Genomic DNA, 16,795 nt, shown 5'->3' on the forward strand with positions numbered 1-16,795 from the left:
ATTCTGAAACTCGGCCCGCAACGCTGGATCGTCTGAACCGACGAATTGGGATCGGGCCCAGACCGCCGGCGTCAGCGCCCCTCCTGTCCGTCGTCCACCTGCACGCAGGTGCCGGTGACGCAGTCGGACGAAGGCGACACCAGGAACAGCAGCGTGCTGTCAAGCTGGGCAGGCCGGCCCAGCCGGCGGCGCGGAAACTGCTGGCTGATGTCGCCGACGCGCTTGATCATGCCGTCCGTCATCTCGGACTCGAAGGCACCGGGGGCGATCGCGTTCACGTTGATGTCGAAGCGCGCCCATTCCACGGCGAGCACTTCGGTCATGCGCACCAGGCCAGCCTTGCTGACCGAGTACAGCGCCGCGCCTTGCCCGCCGTAGCGGAAGGCCAGCGACGAGGCGATGTTGACGATGCGCCCGGGCTGCTTGGCCTCCATCAGGCGCCGGGCCACTTCGCAGGACAGCACGTAGGGCGCCCGCAGGTTGGTGTCGAGCACCCGGTCGATCAGGTCCAGCGGCATCTTGACCGCGCGCTGGGCGTCCGGGATGCCCGCGTTGTTGACCAGGATGGTCACGCGGCCGAGTGCCGACTCGGCCCGGGCTACGACATCGACCAGCTGTTCGGCGTCGGTGACGTCCAACGCCAACGGCACGGCCTCGCCGCCGGCCGCGCGGATGTCGCGCGCCAGGGCCTCGAGCCGATCGAAGCGCCGGCCGGTGACCGCGACCTTCGCACCGCAACGCGCCAATGTCTGCGCGAACCGCAGGCCCAGGCCCGACGACGCACCCGTGACCAACGCGGTCTGGCCACTCAGGTCAATCGAAAAATGGGGAAGAGGAAATTCCATGGCAGATCACCGTCCCTTGTAGCTTGGTGCGCGGCGCTCGACGAAGGCAGCGATGCCTTCGTCGAAGTCCTCGGTCTGCGTGCACAACACCTGGTTGCGGTCCTCCAGGGCAATCACCGCCTCCAGGCTTGGGGCATCCACCGCCAGCGACAGCGCGTCCTTCGTCAGGCGCAGCCCGAGGGGCGAGGCTTGCAGCATCTCCGCGGCCAGCACGGCCGCCTCCTGGCGCAGCGCATCCAGCGGCGCGACCTGGCTCACGAGTCCGAGCGTCAAGGCCCGGTGCGCGTCCATGAAGCGGCCGGTGAGCAGGTACTCGGCCGCAACGCTGCTGCCCACCATGCGAGGCAGGAAGTAGCTGACGCCGGCATCGCAACCGCTGAGTCCCAGGCGAATGAACGCCGCGTTGAAGCGAGCATCCGGCGTGGCGAGCCGGACGTCCGACGCGAGCGCGAGCGCGAAGCCGCCGCCGCTGGCCGCGCCCTGGACCACGCTGATGATGGGCTGGGGACAGCGGCGCATCGCCAGCATGATGTCCCTGAGGCCCTGCTGCTGCTCCAGGATGTCCACCACGCCGGGACGCGGCCCCAGCGCTTGCTGGTCCTTCAGGTCGAGGCCGGCACAGAACGCCCGCCCCTCGCCCCGCAGCACCACCACACGTGCCGGGGAGCGGCTGTTGAGCGACTGGAAGTACTCGCGCAACGCCCGAATCAGGCTGGCGTTCAATGCGTTCAGACGGTTTGGCCGATTCAGCGTCAGCCACGCCACGCCGCCGGCTTCGGCGACCTCCAGTTCTTCGACTGCCATGTTCGATCTCCTTCGTGAATGCCGACGGCCACGCCAGCCTGCCGGTCGCTGGATCGTGGGCGAGCAGAGGACGTTCGCCATCGTCGTTTGCGACGAATCCGCCACGCTAAAACCGTCGATTCCGACGAGCCGTGTGGCATCGGTCGATTGCTACAGTGCCCCGACGGCTTCGCAGCCGCGGCTGAATCTGTAGGCGGGTCTTTAACTGGGCACGGTCATAAGGAATCGAAGATGAACTACTTCCGTGCGTTGGCTGACCGGCTGCCCAGCACCTTGAGCGATTTCGGTGACGCCATTTGCTGTGCGGCGGTCATCGTTGCAGGGATCACGGGGTTGGTCGCGCTCTACTGGGTGGTGTGCCACATGCCATTGCTGCGCTGATCATCAGGTTGCGGACAAACCGTCGAATCCGACGAGCCTCATGGCCATGGCGGATTGCTACAGTGGCCCGACGGCTGCAGGCACGGGCCTGCTTCGCAACACATAGGATCTCTCGACATGGAAAAACGCAGCAACTTGTTCGACCTCACCGGCAAGGTCGCGATCGTGACCGGCGGCAGCCGCGGTCTCGGCCTGGAGATGGCCAAGGCGTTCGCGGAGCAAGGCGCGCACGTCGTGATCGCCAGCCGCAAACTCGAAGCGTGTGAGCAGGTCGCGCAGGCCCTCGCCCGCGACTTCGGCGTCCGCGCACTGCCGGTGGCGTTCCACGCCGGCAAATGGGACGATGCCCAGCGCTTGATCGAAACCGCCGAAGAGGCGTTCGGCCGCATCGACATCCTGGTCAACAACGCCGGCTCCTCGCCCCGCTACAGCTCGCTCACGGCAATTGACGAAGCGCTCTGGGCCAAGGTGCTGGACCTCAATTTGCGCGGCCCGTTCCGCCTGTCCACGCTGGCTGCCGAGCGGATGCACAAGGCCGGCGGCGGGAGCATCATCAACATCAGCAGCGCCGGCGCCCTGCAGCCCAGCGAGCACGAATTGCCGTACGCCATGGCCAAGAGCGCGCTGCACACGATGGCCGCCGGCATGTCCCGCCTGTACGAGGGCAAGGTGCGCATCAACACCCTCGTGCCCGGCGTGTTCCAGACCGACATCAGCAAGGCATGGACGGACGACATGATCCAGACAATGAGCGGCCTGGTGCCGATGGGGCGCCTCGGCCAACCGCGCGAGATCGTTGGTGCCGCGCTGTACCTGGCGTCGGACGCGGCTTCGTACACGACCGGCGCCGTGCTTAAGGTTGATGGCGGCTGGGCCTACAGCCGCGGTTGAATCTAAAGGCGGGTGACAGGCGGGTCGTCCCGCCTGTCCATAGCGGTTTTCTAGCGCCCGTCCCCATGGCTGCCGCCCAAAGACCGAGCCTGCGCGTCGCTCAAGCCCCAACGCGCAAGCAACTCCTGGGGCTCGACTGGCGCGGCGCTGCCAGGCCTGGCAGCGGGCGTGCGGCTGAAGCGCGGCGCGGGCGCGGGTTGCAACACACCGTCGACGGTGACGAAGGTTTCGCGCGCAACATTGTGCGGATGCCGTGGCGCCTCGTCCCAGTCGAGCACCGGCGCGAAACATGCGTCGGTACCTTCCAGCGCCGCGCACCACTCGTCACGGGTGCGAGTGCGAAACACATCGGCCATGCGCAGCTTCAGCAGCGGCCAGCGCGCCATGTCCATCTGGGCGTCAAAGGACGTGTCGTCGGCGATGCCGCAGATTTCCCTCAGCAGCGCATAGAACTGGGGTTCGACCGCTCCGACAGCGACGTACTTGCCGTCGGCACAGGCATAGGTGTCGTAGAACGGCGCCCCGCTGTCGAGGATGTTCTCGCCGCGCTGATTGCTCCACATCCCGGCGGCCTTGAAGCCGTACATCATGGCAGAGAGCAGCGACGCGCCGTCGGTCATTGCCGCATCGATCACCTGGCCGCGCCCGGAGCGATTTGCCTCGTACAGCGCGCTCATCACGCCCACCGCCAGCAACATCGCGCCGCCCCCAAAATCGCCGACATAGTTCAACGGCGGAACCGGGGCCTCGCCCGACCGGCCGACGGCGTGCAGTGCGCCGGTGATGGCGATGTAGTTGATGTCGTGCCCGGCTGCGTGGGCCAGCGGGCCTTGCTGGCCCCAGCCGGTCATGCGGCCGTAGACCAGGCGCGGCTGGCGCGCGAGGCATGTGTCTGGGCCCAGGCCCAGACGCTCCATCACACCGGGCCGAAAGCCCTCGATGAGGACGTCCGCTCGCTCGACCAGTGCAAGCACCGGCTCACTCGCCCCCTCGCTGCGCAGATCGACCGGCAGGAAAGTGCGGCCGCGCGAGAGGATGTCGAACCGGTCGCGCTTCGCGTTGGGCCTGGTCACACAAACGACCTCCGCCCCCAGGTCTGCCAGCACCATGGCACAAAACGGAGCGGGGCCGAGGCCCGCAAACTCGACGACCTTGAGTCCTTGCAAAGGGCCTGCCATGATTTCTCCTGGAGTTGCGCGCGGTGGCGTATCAGAGACGTTCGACGATGGTCACGTTGGCCATCCCACCGCCTTCGCACATGGTCTGCAAGCCGTAGCGCTTGCCCCGCTGGCCCAGCGCGTGGATCAAAGTGGTCATCAGCTTTGCACCCGAGCCGCCCAGGGGGTGGCCCAATGCGATCGCGCCGCCATTGACGTTCAGACGCTCGGTGTCCGCTTCCAGCACCTTCTGCCAGGCCATGGGCACCGAGGCGAAGGCTTCGTTCACCTCGTACAGATCGATGTCGGACATCTTCATCCCCGCCCGCTTCAGCGCGAGCTGGGTGGCCGGAATCGGTGCCTCGAGCATGATCACCGGATCGTGGCCGAGCACCGTCATGTGGTGGATGCGGGCGAGCGGCTTCACGCCCAGGGCCTTGAGGCCGCGCTCATTCACAACCATGAGGCCGGCCGCGCCGTCGCACACCTGGCTCGCATTCGCCGCGGTGATGCGGCCGCCTTCTTGCAGCAGCTTGACGCCGGCAATGCCTTCCAGCGTCGCGTCCAGGCGGATGCCTTCGTCGGTCATGTGCAATTCGTCCAGCAGTTCGCCCTGCGCGTTGCGCAACTGAACCGGCACGATCTCGGCCTCGAACCGGCCTTCACGGGTGGCGACCGCCGCTCGCTTGTGGCTGGCGAGCGCGAAAGCGTCCATCGACTCCTTCGACAGTTCGTACTTCCTTGCCATCATTTCGGCGCCCATGAACTGGCTGAACTCGACACCGGGGTAGCGCGCCTGCATGCCGCTGCTCACATAGGTGCCCATGCCGTTCTTCAGCGGCAGCAGGTACGGCGTGCCCATCGGGACGCGCGTCATGCTTTCGACACCGGCCGCGATGACGCAATCCATGCTGCCGGACATCACCGCCTGTGCTGCGAAATGCAGCGCCTGCTGGGACGAGCCGCACTGGCGATCGACCGAGGTAGCCGGAACAGAATCCGGCAGCCTGGACGACAACACCGCGCCGCGGGCAATGTTCATCGACTGCTCTCCGACCTGGCCGACGCAGCCCAGAACGACGTCCTCCACCGCTGCCGGGTCCACGCCCGAACGGTCAAGCAGCGCGTTGATCACCTGGCCCGCGAGATCGGCCGGGTGCCAGCCACTCAAGCGCCCTGCCCGACGGCCACCCGCCGTCCGAACCGCCGCCACGATAAATGCTTCTGCCGCCATGAGAGATATCCCTTGATGATGATGAATGATGGGGCGCCTTGCGGACCCTTGAAAAGATTTTCCCGGGCTGAACCGGCGCAGTCGTCGTCCGAAGCGACGATTCCGACCGGCAGCCCACGCCTCACAGCGCGCGCGCGATTACTTCTTTCATGATTTCGCTGGTGCCGCCGAAGATGCGCTGGACACGGGCGTCGGCGTACATGCGGGCGATGAGGTATTCGTTCATGTAGCCGTACCCGCCGTACAGCTGAAGCAACTCGTCGATCACGCGGCCCTGGGTCTCGGTGGCCCACAACTTGGCCATGGAGGCTGTCGCGGTGTCCAGCCGGCCTGCCACCATCTGCTCGATGCAGCGGTCGATGAAAGCCCGGCCCACCGTGATCTGCGTGGCCACTTCCGCCAGCTTGAACCGGGTGTTCTGGTAATCGGCTACCGGCTTGCCGAAGACGCGGCGTTCGCGCACATAGTCCAGCGCGTGCTGGAAGGCCCCCTCCATCGCCGCCACGGACATGAGCGCGATGACAAGGCGCTCGTAAGGGAGATCGCCCATCAACTGGTAGAAGCCCTGGCCCTCGACGCCGCCGAGCAAAGCATCGGCGGGGACCTGTACGTCGTCGAAGAACAGCTCGGCGGTGTCCTGCGATTTCAGGCCGATCTTGTCCAGCAGGGGGCCAACCCGGAAACCTGCGCAGTCTTGCGTCTCGACGATCAGGATGGATGTACCCCGGGCGGCTTGAGCGGGATCGGTCTTGCAGACCACCAGCACCACACCGGCGAGCAGGCCATTGCTGATGAAAGTCTTGGCACCGTTGATGACGTAGCCGTCGCCGCGCCGCTCGGCGCGAGTGCGCAGCGCCTGCAGGTCCGAGCCCGCTTGCGGCTCGCTCATGGCAATGGCACCGACCCATTCGCCGGAGGCCATGCGCGGCAGGTAGCGGCGCTTCTGTTCCTCGGTGCCATGGTTGAGGAAGTAGTGCGCGACGATCGAATGCACTCCGGTGCACATGCCGGTGAGGCCCCGTCGCGCGAGCTCCTCCAGCAACACGGCTTCGTGGCGAAAGTCCCCACCGGCGCCGCCATAAGCCTCGGGGATATCGGTGCAAAGAAATCCCAGTTCGCCGGTCTTGCGCCAGAGGTCGCGCTCCACGTGGCCCGTCCCGCGCGCCGCGATCTCCGCGGCTGCGATTTCAGCCTGTGCGAAGCGCGCCGCGGCGTCCCGGTACTGGCTCAGGTCATCGTTGCTCCATGAGCGCTCGAATTGAAGTGCCACGGCCCTCTCCGCCTCGGGTTACTGAGGTGCCATGCGGATGGCACCGTCGAGCCGCACGCTCTCGCCGTTGAAGTAGCCGTTCGTGATCATGCTCTCGGCCAGGGCCGCGAATTCACCCGCCCGGCCCAGCCGCTTGGGAAATGGCACCGATGCGGCCAAGGCCGTGCGCACCAACTCCGGCGCACCCTGCAGCAGAGGCGTGTCGAAGATACCCGGCATGATGGTGTTGACGCGCACCCCCTCGTTCATCAGGTCGCGCGCAATCGGCAGCGTCATTCCGACCACGGCCGCCTTGGAAGCCGCGTAGGCGGCTTGCCCGATCTGGCCGTCCTGCGCGGCGACCGACGCCGTGTTGATGATGACGCCACGCTCACCATCGTCATCATCCGGCGGCAAAGAGAGCATCCCCGCGGCCGCCAGGGCGGTACACCTGAAGGTGCCGAGAAGATTGATCTGGATGATCTTCTCGAAGCTCGCGATCGGGAAATGGCGGATGTCGCCGGTCTTCCTGTCGCGACTGGCCGTCTTCACGGCGTTGCCGGTACCGGCGCAATTGATCAGGATGCGCTCCTGTCCGTTGGCGGCCCGGGCCTTGGCGAATCCGGCCTGCACGCTATCGTCGGAGGTCACGTCGACGCGGCAAAACACGCCGCCAATTTCGCGGGCAAGCGTTTCGCCCAACTCCACGTTGAGATCGAACAGGGCTACCTTGACGCCGCTCGCAGCCAGGCGGCGGGCAGTGGCGGCACCCAGGCCGGAAGCGCCGCCGGTAACGACGGCGGAGACGGAAGCGTTCAGTTGCATAAAGTAGGACCCTCGAAGAAAAAAGATGTGGTTCAGCTGTTCGTTCAACAACTGTCTTGGCCAACTCTACGAGCGCACCATCACCTCGGCATCGTCGGATTGGACGAACGTTGGCCCCTTGGCAATCGACGTGACGGGCAGCACGGAGATGCGTATGCTTCGGGTCGCGCGCGCCCGAATTCGCGAACTCGCGGCTGGGCGGCGATACGCAGGGAGACAGCAAAGTCTCGGAGACAACACAAGTGCATCCCCCATCCAACAACAGCCCGTTGACGTCGGCCGTCCTTGCGACCAAGCTCGACATGCGCCTTCCCAGCACCGGGCAGATCATGCGTGAAGCCCTGTGCGAGCAGGTTGCGCGCGCGTCATCGGCGAAGGTGGTCTTGGTGCGTGCACCAGCCGGCTTTGGCAAGACCACCGCCATGCTTCAAAGCAGGGAGAGGCTGGAGGCCGCCGGCATCGAGACAGCGTGGTTGACGCTGGACGATGCGGACAATGACCGGCCCCGTTTCCTTGCCTGCATTGGCCGTGCCCTTGAAGCGCTCGGCGCCGAACCTTCCCAGAGCGAGGGCAAATCGGACATTGCCGAGGTCCTCGCGGGGCTGCCATCGCCGTTCGCGCTGTTCCTGGACGACTTCGAGACCCTGCGCGAACCTACCGTGTTGACGCTGGTGCGCGACATGATCGCCCACTTGCCGCGGCGGGGGCAGCTGATCATCGGAACGCGCAGCCTGCCGGACATCAGCCTCGGGCGCCTGCGCGCCAAGGGCGACCTGGTCGAGATCGATAGCGACCACCTGCGCTTCAGCCTGGAGGAGACGGCGCAGTTTCTGAAGCTGCGGTGCGGCGAACCGATCTCGGCGGACGGCGTGGGCCGGCTGCATCGCAAGACCGAAGGCTGGGTTGCCGCCCTGTGGCTGGTGGCGATGGCACTGGGCCGGCGCTCGTCGCACGAGCAGTTCATCGAGCGGTTTTCCGGCACCACGGGCTCGATCGCCGAATACCTGGCCGACGACGTTCTCAATCAGCAGCCCTCCGAGATTCGCCGTTTCCTGCTGCGCACCAGCGTGCTGCGACACCTCAACGCTTCGGTCTGCCAGGCAGTGAATCCGCACGCCGATTGCGCGCGGATCCTGAGCACGCTGGAATCAGCCAACCTGTTCCTCACGCCGGTCTCCGGTGAGGCCTTGACCTATCGGTACCACAGCCTTTTCGCCGACTTTCTTCGCGGCCAGCTGGCGCGCGAACACCCCGACGACGTGGCAAGGCTACACCTCGCAGCTTCAGGCTGGTACGAGTCGCAGGGCCGGCCGGTGCCCGCGATCGATCACGCCATCGAAGGCGGCGACTACAACTATGCCCTGACGCTGCTTGCGGAGCACGCGGAGCCGCTGCTGGAACAGGGCCGCATGCGGCTCCTGGAGCGCTGGTTCACCGCCATTCCCGAAAAGGATATGCGCGCTCATCCACGCATCTTCGTCATCTGGCTATGGGCCTCCGGCTTCACGATCGGCCCATGGGTCGCCATGGAGCGAATGGAAAGTTCCGGGCTGGCCAGCAGCGACGACCCGGTCGTGCAAGCCCACCTGAACGCGCTGCCGGCGGTGATGCTGGAGATGCAGGACCGAGGCGCCGAGGCATACACCGTGGGCCATGAAGGCCTGGCGCGGCTGCCAACCTGCCGGCCGTTCGCCGACACCGTGCTCGTCAATGCAATGGCCGAAATCGTGCTGGAGCACGGGGAGCCTCAAGAGGCCCGCCGGTTGCTCAGCGCCGCGCGCCAGGCGCCCGGCGATAGCGCGTTCAACCGCATGTTCACCGACAGTGTCGAGGGTGTGCTCGACCTGGAAGAAGGCCGAATGCGCCAGGCAACGGCGCGCTTTCGCATGGCGCTGGGTGCCAGTGAGCGGGCGGCGTACAACCCGTCCAACGGCAACGCCTGGGCGGGCGTGCTCTACACCGTGGCGCTGTACGAAGCCAACGAGCTGGACGAGGTTGGGCACCTGCTGAACGTGTACCTGCCGGTGGCCACCAATCTCGGCTCTCCCGACCACGCGATCCTGTGTCACTGGTTGCGCTCGCGCGTCGCTTTCTACCAGGGCGACATCGACCGCGCGACCCAGACCCTGATGGAACTCGAGTACCTCGGTCACCAGCGCCGGCTGCCGCGCCTGGTGGCCAGCGCGAGGCTGGAACGCGCCAGGTTGCTGCTGCTGCAAGGCAACGACCGGGCCTCGAAAGAGGAGATGGACCGCGCCGACGATCCGGCGATCTGGCAACGCGTCGACGAACGCCACCTGCTTGCCCACGACCTGGACTACATGGCCATGGCCCGGTTGCGCTGGCAGGTTGCGTTTGGCGACGCCGGTGCGGCGCTTCCCCTGTTGGCAGACGCCATCTTCCAGGCGGCGGCGGGACGGCGCCACCGGCGCGTGCTCAAGCTGCGGGTGCTGCAGAGCCTCGCGCTGGAGCGAGCGGGCGAGAGTACGTCAGCGGTGTCGCACATGAGCGACGTGCTTCGCCAGGCGAGCCGCGAAGGCTTTGTACGGCTGCTGCTGGATGAGGGGCCGGCCATCGGCCCCGTGATTTATCGCTGCCATCTGGTGGAGAGTGCGAACCCGCATGCAGACCCGCTGATGACCGGGTACCTGGAGCAGCTGCTCGCGGTGCTCGGCCCCGCGGCGGCGTGGGGCGATGCGGGCCGGGCGCCCGAGTCGCCGATCGAGCCGCTGACCGGTAAGGAAATGCGCGTCCTGCAGCTGCTGGCCGAAGGCTACGGCAACAGCGCCATCGGCGAAAAGCTGTTCGTGTCGGACAGCACCGTGAGAACCCATCTGCGCAACATCAACATGAAGCTCAACGCACAGAGCCGCACCCACGCCGTGGCGATAGCACGGCGCCTGGGCTTGACCCGCTGAGTGCGGCGATGAAGGGCCCGCCGGTTACGGTGCGGCGGACCTCTGGTTGCGGATAGCGCGGCTCAGATGGAACGGCCAGCTCCCTCCCAGTACGCCGCCCGAAGTTTGCGCTTGAAGATCTTGCCCGAGTCCTCCCGCGGCAGTGCGTCGTTGAAGTCCACGCGCCGTGGCACCTTGTAGCCCGCGACATGCTGCCGCAGAAAGCTCTTGACGTCCTCGGCGGTCAGCTTCACCCCCGGCTGCGGCTGCACCACCGCGCAAACTGCCTCGCCGAAATCATCGTCCGGGATGCCGAAGATGGCGCAGTCGGCGACTTCGGGCATCTTGTGAAGCTCCGCCTCGATCTCGGCCGGGTAGATGTTGACTCCGCCAGAAATCATCATGTCGGTTGCGCGGTCGCACAGGTACAGGAAGCCGTCCTCGTCCAGATAGCCGACGTCGCCCGGCGCGATCAAGCCGTCCTTCTCAACGCTTCGCCGCTTTTCGGCATCGCCGTGATAGGTGAACTGAGGAAAGCCCGCGTTGACGGCCACCACCTCCCCCACGGTGCGCGGCGGCACCACTGCGCCGCTGGCGTCGACCACCCGCACGGTCGCCCCCGGCATCGCACGGCCAACCGTGCCCGGGTGCGCAAGCCACTCCTCGGCGGTGCAGAAGGTGACGTTCCCGATCTCGGTGGAACCGTAGTATTCGCAGATGACGGGCCCCCACCATTCGATCATGGCTCGCTTGATGGGCGGGGAAACGGGCGCCGCGGCATGGGCCACGAACCGCAGCGACGACAGGTCGTAGCGCTCGCGGACAACCTTCGGCAGCTTCAGCAAGCGGTTCAGCATGATCGGCACCAGGTTGAGGTGCGTAATGCGATGCTGCTGAATCAGGGCGAGCAGTTCTTCGGCATCGAAGCGCGGCACGATGACCACGTTGACGCCGATCCGCGCCGAGAAATTCGCGTGCATGTTCGGGGCGGTGTGGTACATCGGCCCGACCACGGCGGTGACCACCTCGTCGGGCCGATTCAGGTAGTCCTGATAGCCAAAGGAACGTGCCAGCATGCCGCCCACGGCAGCCATCTGCTCGGGCGTCATCGCGGAACGGCGCACGCCCTTGGGCCGGCCGGTGGTGCCCGAGGTGTAGACGATGGTGCTGGGGATGTCCAGCACCGCGCTGGCGCGCGGCTCGAACCCCTCCCGCCAGGCTTCCCAGTTGGTCAACCCCTGCGGAACCTGGCCGCAGTCCTCCGACAGCTCGTAGGCCTGCCGCACATCGGGCGGGACCGGCACCACCAGCACGGTCATGCCCGCAGGGATGACGGGCCGCAGCCCGACCAGCAAGTCGGCGTGGATCACAAGGAGTTTCGCGCCCGAGTCCTCGAGGATGTAGCGGGCCTCCTGCTCCGTGTAGTGCCAGTTCAGCGCAACTGGAAAAGCGCCCAGCATCGAGACGGCGCCGCTTGCCTCGAGAAATGCCAGGCCGTTGCGCAGGCAGATGGCCACGCCATCGCCGGTCTTCACGCCCAGGCGGTCGAGCCCGGTCGCCGCCCGCGCGCAGCGCAAGCGAAACTCGTCGGTGGACAGACGGCGATCGCCGCTTGTAATGGTTCCCATGATCAGGTTCTCTCTATCTATCTATCGTGCACTTCGGCTCAGTTGCCCATGCGCCGAAGCGCGTCCGGCGTGAATTGCGAAGCCTTCAGCGGCACGTTGAAGACGACCGGCTTGTCCTCGTTGCTCAGATTGCTGCTCACGTACCGCCGGGCCTGCAGGTCATACTGCGCCATTCCCGCGATGTAGAACGCGGGCGCCGTGTAGAACTGCGTGCCCATGACCTCCAGGACGCGCCACAGTTCGCCACGGCCGTCATACAGGTCGCCATGGACGACCTGCCAGCTGTCCTCGTCGAGGTAATACATCCGCTTGTGGTAGACGTGGCTCTTGTCGGCGCGCAGGGTTGCTTCGATGGCCCACACGCGGTGCAGCTCGTAGCGGACGAGCTCCTGGTTCATGGTGCCGGGCTTGATGATGTCCTTGTACTTCAGGCTGCGATCGGTGAGCCGGTAGTTGTTGTAGGAGACGATCATTTCCCGTTTGCCGATCAGCTTCCAGGTAAACCGGTCCGGAGCCCCGTTGTAGCCGTCGTAGTCGTCGACGGTAGACAACCCATCGACACCATTGCGGGGCGTATCGTAGGATATCTCTGGCGCGCGCAGCACGCGCCGGGTGCCGGGGTTGTAGATCCACGCTGCGCGCGACTGTTTCATCTGGTCGGTAAAGTCCTTGACGATCAGCGCCTCCCCCGAGATGCTGGAGGGCGACTTGAACACTGTCGAAAAGGCAAACAGAAGCTCCGGGTCTTTCAGCGCGTGGCCGAACACAACCTCCTCTTGCCGCTTTACGGGTGTGAACGTACCGTCCGGCAACACCGGAAACTCGGTCATGTCGCGTGCGAACGACTCGCCGCGGTAGCGGAAGATGTGGTTCCAGATCGCCTCCACCCCATTGCCCGGAATCGGAAACGGCACCGCGCTCTCCACCCGGTTGACCACTGAATTGCCTTCATTGGTCGTGTCGATCTTCGCTGCCTCGCGCTTGATCCCCGCGTATACGGCGTCGGAATAGCCGGCTGATCGGCGCGTGGGATACACAACCAGCTTGTAGGAGGAATAGCGCTTGAGCAGCGCCAGTTGACCGGGTGCAAGCTTGTCCTTGTACTGCTCGGCGTTGGCGCCGGTGATGGTGTAGAGCGGCTTGTCGGCCGCGAAGGGATCGGCATAGCCTTTCTGGATATCGAAACCGGCCGGTGGCTTGACGATGCCTCCAGTCCAGGCCGGGATGGTGCCGTCCTTGTTGGCTGCGCGTTCCGCCCCCATGGGCGTCAAGTCCTTGCCGAGCCGGTCGATCTGGTCGGCTGGCGCCTTGGCCTGTGCACCGGCCATCGCCAGAACAAGCAGCACGGCCAGGCCGATGGAACGGGATTGTTGTCGAATGCAATTCATGATGAAGAGTCTCCGGGGGTTCGGGGCGTCAGAAGCTCATGCCGAGCGCGAGTGCCGCAAAGTCGCGGTCGCGCAAGGTGTCGAAGGCCGCCTTGCGATTGAAGCGGGTGTAGCTCAGGTCAAGCCAATAGCTCTTTTCGTAGGTGAAGCGGACACCCGGTGCGATGACATGCCGACCCTGGCTGAAGACATAGTCGGCCGACCAGCCCCGCAAATCCTTGGACAGGAACAGGCGAGGCTTGGTGAGGACGCCCGGGATCAGATTGGGGTACTCGGCCTCGACCAGCGCCCGCACGCCGTAGGCGTTGCTGGTGAAGTACCCATCCTGCGTGCAGTTCGCGGGATTGGGATTCAGGCACGCCCCACCCAGGGTTGCGTGCTGCGCCGAGCCGAACTCGAAATTGCGGCCGTAGCGAACACTCGTGAACGGGTCTCCGATGCCGCTCCAATGCTGGAACGCGAATTCGCCCACGAGGCTCACCGAGGACGCGCCGAGCACGTTGGAGAACAGCTTGATCGTCGATACCTGGAACTGCGCCTTGTTCTTGTACTCCCGGCCTTCCAGGTACGTGTTCGAGCCGAGGGGTGCGACCGAGGAATTCCATTTCGACGCCAACGGGCCGATGCCCACGGTGCCGTCGGGCGCCGGCACTGCCATCGCGAAGAAGGCGTCCGTGGTGTTCACGCCCACGGGAACGTCCTTCGTGTACGAGAGTTCGCCGGCGACCGCCCAGCCTCCCAAAACGGTCGAACCGCTGAGCCCGTAGACCTTGGTGGGCTTGGCATCGTAGTCCCAGAAAACGGAGCCGAGCGGCGCGGCGGAATAGAACAGGGACCCCGGGACGGCGTTCAGGTCACGCACGCCGGAAAGTGTGGCGAAGCGGTTCTTGTAGCGCACGAAATACGCGCCTAGCTCCGTGTCCAGCGCTTCGACGTTCTTCTTGAAGGCGAGACCGAACTGGCCACTGTCGGACGGCTCACGGTCGGGCCTTTGCGAGAAGTTGGCATTCGCGCCTCCCAGGGCCGGCACGCCGTTCCAGTAGGCTCCCGATGGTTGAGGGCCCGCCGGGGTCGTGTCGGCGCCCACAAGGATGGCCCCGGCACCGCAATTCAAGGGGTTGCCCATGGACCAGTACGTACCGCAGCCCTCCAGGACCGAGCGCCGCCACTTGAACTGGTAGAACGCTTCCACCGAGTTGCCGCCCGGCAGCCCCAGGTTGAACGATACCTGCGGCACCGGCAGGATCGCCTCTTTGAGCTGCGTTCCGGGGGTGCGCAATGCCTGCAGGTCCAGCACCGAATACTGGTTCACTCCGGGCACAAAGATGCTTTCCCCGAAGTTGACGGCGTGCTGTCCAAAGCGGACCGCGGCCTGTGTGTTCGAGGTCAGGTCGAAGGTGCCGTACACGTAGGCGTCCAGCAGCGCAACGCCGCTGAACTTTGACAAGCGGGTGTCGAAGTTCGAATCGTCGAGGCGGGTGTTCGGCTGAAAATCGTTGCTGGGCGCACCGAAAGGCACTGTCTTGTGGCTCAGGCGGTAGTTGTCCCAGGCCTTGGCCCGCAGCAACAGGCCATAACCGCCCTTTCGAATATTGACGTCGCCCAGGACGCTTGCCTGGGTCATGAAGCTGTCGCGCTTGGCGAAGTTCAGGTCCGTGCTCTGGCTATAGGCGGCTGCGGCGCCACCATCGCCCAGGCCAATGAGGGCCGGTTCAGGGTTGGCCATGCGCCAGCCGTTGGTGAATGACGCGTTGAGCGACCACACGGCCTCAACCCCGTCACCAAGGTCGACGGTACCTGCATGGGCCAATGGCAAACCGCCCCACACAAGCGCAACGGCAAGCGCTCCTCGCGTGAGTCGCGCGCACTGGGCGGGTGGACGTGGTCTGTGACGCGAGCTTGTGCTCGCCATGAATCGCTGTTGCATGTGTTGTCTCCTGTTGTGCTGTCGGCCCGGGGCATGTACCGCTCGACGATTCGCTCTGGAAGTGCCGGATCACGTCCAAGGTGAGCCGAACTCTACGAATGGCACCCTCCCCCGGCATCGTCGAAAGCGACGAACCTGGCGCCGCCGCAAATCAGCCGGACGCGAGCTTGGTCTGAGCCGCGACGCGGCTCGTCCGATCCGACGACGCGCCGGTTGGCCCTGCCTCCTATCCTTCGCCGAAAACCCGCCCCCCACCCTCAACTCACACTCGCCATGAACAATCTACTTTCCGCCCCCCTCCAGCTGCCGTGCGGTGCCGTGCTGAAGAATCGGCTCGCCAAGGCCGCCATGACGGAAGGCCTCGCCGATCCGATGAACCGCGTCACCCCGGAACTGCTGCGCCTGTACAAGCGCTGGGCCGGCAATGGCTTCGGCTTGATGCTGACGGGCAATGTGCAGGTGGATCGCCATCACATGGAACGATCGAGCAACGTCGCCATCGACGGCAATGGCGGCTTGGAAGACTTGCAGCGCCTGGCCGAAATCGGCCGGCAGGATGGCGCGCACTTCTGGGTACAGCTCAATCACACCGGCCGCCAGACGGCGATGGACGTCAACGCAAGCCCGTTGGCGCCCTCGGCCATCTCATTGCCGATGGCCGAGGCCGGTTGCGGCCAGGCGCGGGCTATGACACAGGAGCAGGTGGCCGATGTCATCCGCCGGTTCGCCGACGCCGCCGCGGTGTGCCGTGAAACTGGCTTCACCGGCGTGCAGATCCATGCGGCCCACGGGTACCTGCTTTCACAGTTTCTCAGCCCCCTGGCGAACGCGCGCAACGACGAGTGGGGTGGACCGCTGGAGAACCGGGCGCGGCTGCTGCTGGAAACGGTGCGCGCCGTTCGCCGGGCGGTTGGCGCCGACTTCCCGGTATCGGTCAAACTCAATTCCGCGGACTTCCAGCGCGGTGGCTTCGACTTTGAAGAGTCGATGACCGTCGTCTCCTGGCTGAGCGAGGAGCGCATCGACCTGCTGGAGATTTCCGGTGGCAACTACGAGCAGCCGCAGATGGCCGGAATGGGCGAGTCGGCGGATCACCAAGGCAAGCCGGTGACCGCGAGTACGCGCGCCCGCGAGGCGTACTTTCTCGACTATGCCAGGCAGGTGAAGCCCCGCGCCTCCGTGCCCCTGATGATCACCGGCGGCATGCGCGGCGTTGCGAGCATGAACGAGGCCTTGTCGTCGCAGGCCTGCCAGGTGGTCGGCATCGCCAGGCCGATGTGCACCCATCCAGACAGTCTCGGCAAATATCTCTTGAACGGTGACAGGCAGGACCTGCCGTCACTCGAACGCCTGCTGGAGATACCGCGCGATGCGCTCGGCCCGGACATCGACGATGCCACGTTCAAGCGGCTGGAATCGTTCGGCGTGCTGGGGTGGTACTGCGAGCAGATCGAGCGCATTGGCGCTGGCCTTGAACCGGCACTCGATCTGACGGTGCTGGAAGCCCTGCAGAACTTCCAGCAGCACAAAGCCGACAAGACCCGCGATTGGGCGCGCCCCTGAGACAGG

The 16,795-nt window shown here is 65.6% G+C and carries 13 protein-coding genes; 4 read left to right on the forward strand and 9 right to left on the reverse strand.

All coding sequences use genetic code 11. The annotated features are described in order from the left end of the window. Positions 1 to 71 precede the first annotated feature (71 nt). The gene (locus tag EEB15_RS24500; RefSeq protein ID WP_141512578.1) at positions 72 to 845 is read right to left on the reverse strand and encodes an SDR family NAD(P)-dependent oxidoreductase; all 774 of its coding nucleotides are present in this window, start codon (positions 843 to 845) and stop codon (positions 72 to 74) included. A 6-nt stretch (positions 846 to 851) separates the two neighbouring features. Next, the gene (locus tag EEB15_RS24505; protein ID WP_141512579.1) at positions 852 to 1,649 is read right to left on the reverse strand and encodes an enoyl-CoA hydratase/isomerase family protein; all 798 of its coding nucleotides are present in this window, start codon (positions 1,647 to 1,649) and stop codon (positions 852 to 854) included. 231 nt (positions 1,650 to 1,880) lie between these two features. On the opposite strand from EEB15_RS24505, the gene EEB15_RS33795 reads away from it, so the two are divergent. Together EEB15_RS33795 and EEB15_RS24510 are read left to right on the forward strand one after the other, a co-directional pair. Further along, on the forward strand, positions 1,881 to 2,030 hold the full coding sequence (locus EEB15_RS33795) for a hypothetical protein (RefSeq protein ID WP_158290216.1): 150 nt from the start codon (positions 1,881 to 1,883) through the stop codon (positions 2,028 to 2,030). Positions 2,031 to 2,147: 117 nt separating this feature from the next. After that, positions 2,148 to 2,921, forward strand: coding sequence for an SDR family NAD(P)-dependent oxidoreductase (locus EEB15_RS24510; protein WP_141512580.1), 774 nt, complete (start codon positions 2,148 to 2,150; stop codon positions 2,919 to 2,921). Between the two features lie 50 nt (positions 2,922 to 2,971). On the opposite strand, the gene EEB15_RS24515 is transcribed toward EEB15_RS24510, so the two are convergent. The 4 genes from EEB15_RS24515 to EEB15_RS24530 all read right to left on the reverse strand — a co-directional run bounded on the left by EEB15_RS24515 (position 2,972) and on the right by EEB15_RS24530 (position 7,386). Next, positions 2,972 to 4,099 (reverse strand): CaiB/BaiF CoA-transferase family protein, encoded by a 1,128-nt coding sequence (locus tag EEB15_RS24515; protein WP_141512581.1) that lies wholly within the window; start codon positions 4,097 to 4,099, stop codon positions 2,972 to 2,974. Positions 4,100 to 4,130: 31 nt separating this feature from the next. Continuing rightward, positions 4,131 to 5,312, reverse strand: coding sequence for an acetyl-CoA C-acetyltransferase (locus EEB15_RS24520; protein ID WP_141512582.1), 1,182 nt, complete (start codon positions 5,310 to 5,312; stop codon positions 4,131 to 4,133). A 121-nt stretch (positions 5,313 to 5,433) separates the two neighbouring features. Further along, positions 5,434 to 6,582, reverse strand: a complete 1,149-nt coding sequence (locus EEB15_RS24525) for an acyl-CoA dehydrogenase family protein (protein WP_141512583.1) — start codon at positions 6,580 to 6,582, stop codon at positions 5,434 to 5,436. A gap of 18 nt (positions 6,583 to 6,600) precedes the next feature. After that, positions 6,601 to 7,386, reverse strand: a complete 786-nt coding sequence (locus EEB15_RS24530) for an SDR family NAD(P)-dependent oxidoreductase (RefSeq protein WP_141512584.1) — start codon at positions 7,384 to 7,386, stop codon at positions 6,601 to 6,603. A 242-nt stretch (positions 7,387 to 7,628) separates the two neighbouring features. On the opposite strand from EEB15_RS24530, the gene EEB15_RS24535 reads away from it, so the two are divergent. After that, positions 7,629 to 10,304, forward strand: a complete 2,676-nt coding sequence (locus tag EEB15_RS24535; protein ID WP_233259604.1) for a LuxR C-terminal-related transcriptional regulator — start codon at positions 7,629 to 7,631, stop codon at positions 10,302 to 10,304. Between the two features lie 62 nt (positions 10,305 to 10,366). Here EEB15_RS24535 and EEB15_RS24540 read toward each other — a convergent pair whose 3' ends face one another. From EEB15_RS24540 to EEB15_RS24550, 3 genes are read right to left on the reverse strand one after another with little or no spacing between them, the layout of a single operon-like run. After that, a complete protein-coding gene (locus EEB15_RS24540) occupies positions 10,367 to 11,911 on the reverse strand; it encodes an acyl-CoA synthetase (protein ID WP_141512585.1) in 1,545 nt (514 codons plus the stop codon). A gap of 38 nt (positions 11,912 to 11,949) precedes the next feature. Beyond that, positions 11,950 to 13,299 (reverse strand): DUF1329 domain-containing protein, encoded by a 1,350-nt coding sequence (locus tag EEB15_RS24545; RefSeq protein WP_141512586.1) that lies wholly within the window; start codon positions 13,297 to 13,299, stop codon positions 11,950 to 11,952. Positions 13,300 to 13,327: 28 nt separating this feature from the next. Beyond that, positions 13,328 to 15,226 carry a DUF1302 domain-containing protein gene (locus EEB15_RS24550; RefSeq protein WP_141512587.1) on the reverse strand — a complete coding sequence of 633 codons (1,899 nt, stop codon included), beginning with the start codon at positions 15,224 to 15,226 and terminating at the stop codon, positions 13,328 to 13,330. A gap of 273 nt (positions 15,227 to 15,499) precedes the next feature. Between EEB15_RS24550 and EEB15_RS24555 the strand changes: the two genes are divergently transcribed. Beyond that, the gene (locus EEB15_RS24555) at positions 15,500 to 16,789 is read left to right on the forward strand and encodes an NADH:flavin oxidoreductase/NADH oxidase family protein (RefSeq protein ID WP_141512588.1); all 1,290 of its coding nucleotides are present in this window, start codon (positions 15,500 to 15,502) and stop codon (positions 16,787 to 16,789) included. Positions 16,790 to 16,795: the final 6 nt, after the last annotated feature.

The organism is Ramlibacter sp. WS9 (assembly GCF_003797765.1).
Classification (GTDB): domain Bacteria; phylum Pseudomonadota; class Gammaproteobacteria; order Burkholderiales; family Burkholderiaceae_C; genus Ramlibacter.

Bases quoted from the DNA above. Each gene is read 5' to 3' on its own strand.
- EEB15_RS24555 (WP_141512588.1), top strand. From the start codon at position 15,500: ATGAACAATCTACTTTCCGCCCCCCTCCAGCTGCCGTGCGGTGCCGTG.
- EEB15_RS33795 (WP_158290216.1), top strand. From the start codon at position 1,881: ATGAACTACTTCCGTGCGTTGGCTGACCGGCTGCCCAGCACCTTGAGC.
- EEB15_RS24530 (WP_141512584.1), bottom strand. From the start codon at position 7,386: ATGCAACTGAACGCTTCCGTCTCCGCCGTCGTTACCGGCGGCGCTTCC.
- EEB15_RS24520 (WP_141512582.1), bottom strand. From the start codon at position 5,312: ATGGCGGCAGAAGCATTTATCGTGGCGGCGGTTCGGACGGCGGGTGGC.
- EEB15_RS24550 (WP_141512587.1), bottom strand. From the start codon at position 15,226: ATGCAACAGCGATTCATGGCGAGCACAAGCTCGCGTCACAGACCACGT.
- EEB15_RS24515 (WP_141512581.1), bottom strand. From the start codon at position 4,099: ATGGCAGGCCCTTTGCAAGGACTCAAGGTCGTCGAGTTTGCGGGCCTC.
- EEB15_RS24540 (WP_141512585.1), bottom strand. From the start codon at position 11,911: ATGGGAACCATTACAAGCGGCGATCGCCGTCTGTCCACCGACGAGTTT.
- EEB15_RS24510 (WP_141512580.1), top strand. From the start codon at position 2,148: ATGGAAAAACGCAGCAACTTGTTCGACCTCACCGGCAAGGTCGCGATC.
- EEB15_RS24500 (WP_141512578.1), bottom strand. From the start codon at position 845: ATGGAATTTCCTCTTCCCCATTTTTCGATTGACCTGAGTGGCCAGACC.
- EEB15_RS24545 (WP_141512586.1), bottom strand. From the start codon at position 13,299: ATGAATTGCATTCGACAACAATCCCGTTCCATCGGCCTGGCCGTGCTG.
- EEB15_RS24505 (WP_141512579.1), bottom strand. From the start codon at position 1,649: ATGGCAGTCGAAGAACTGGAGGTCGCCGAAGCCGGCGGCGTGGCGTGG.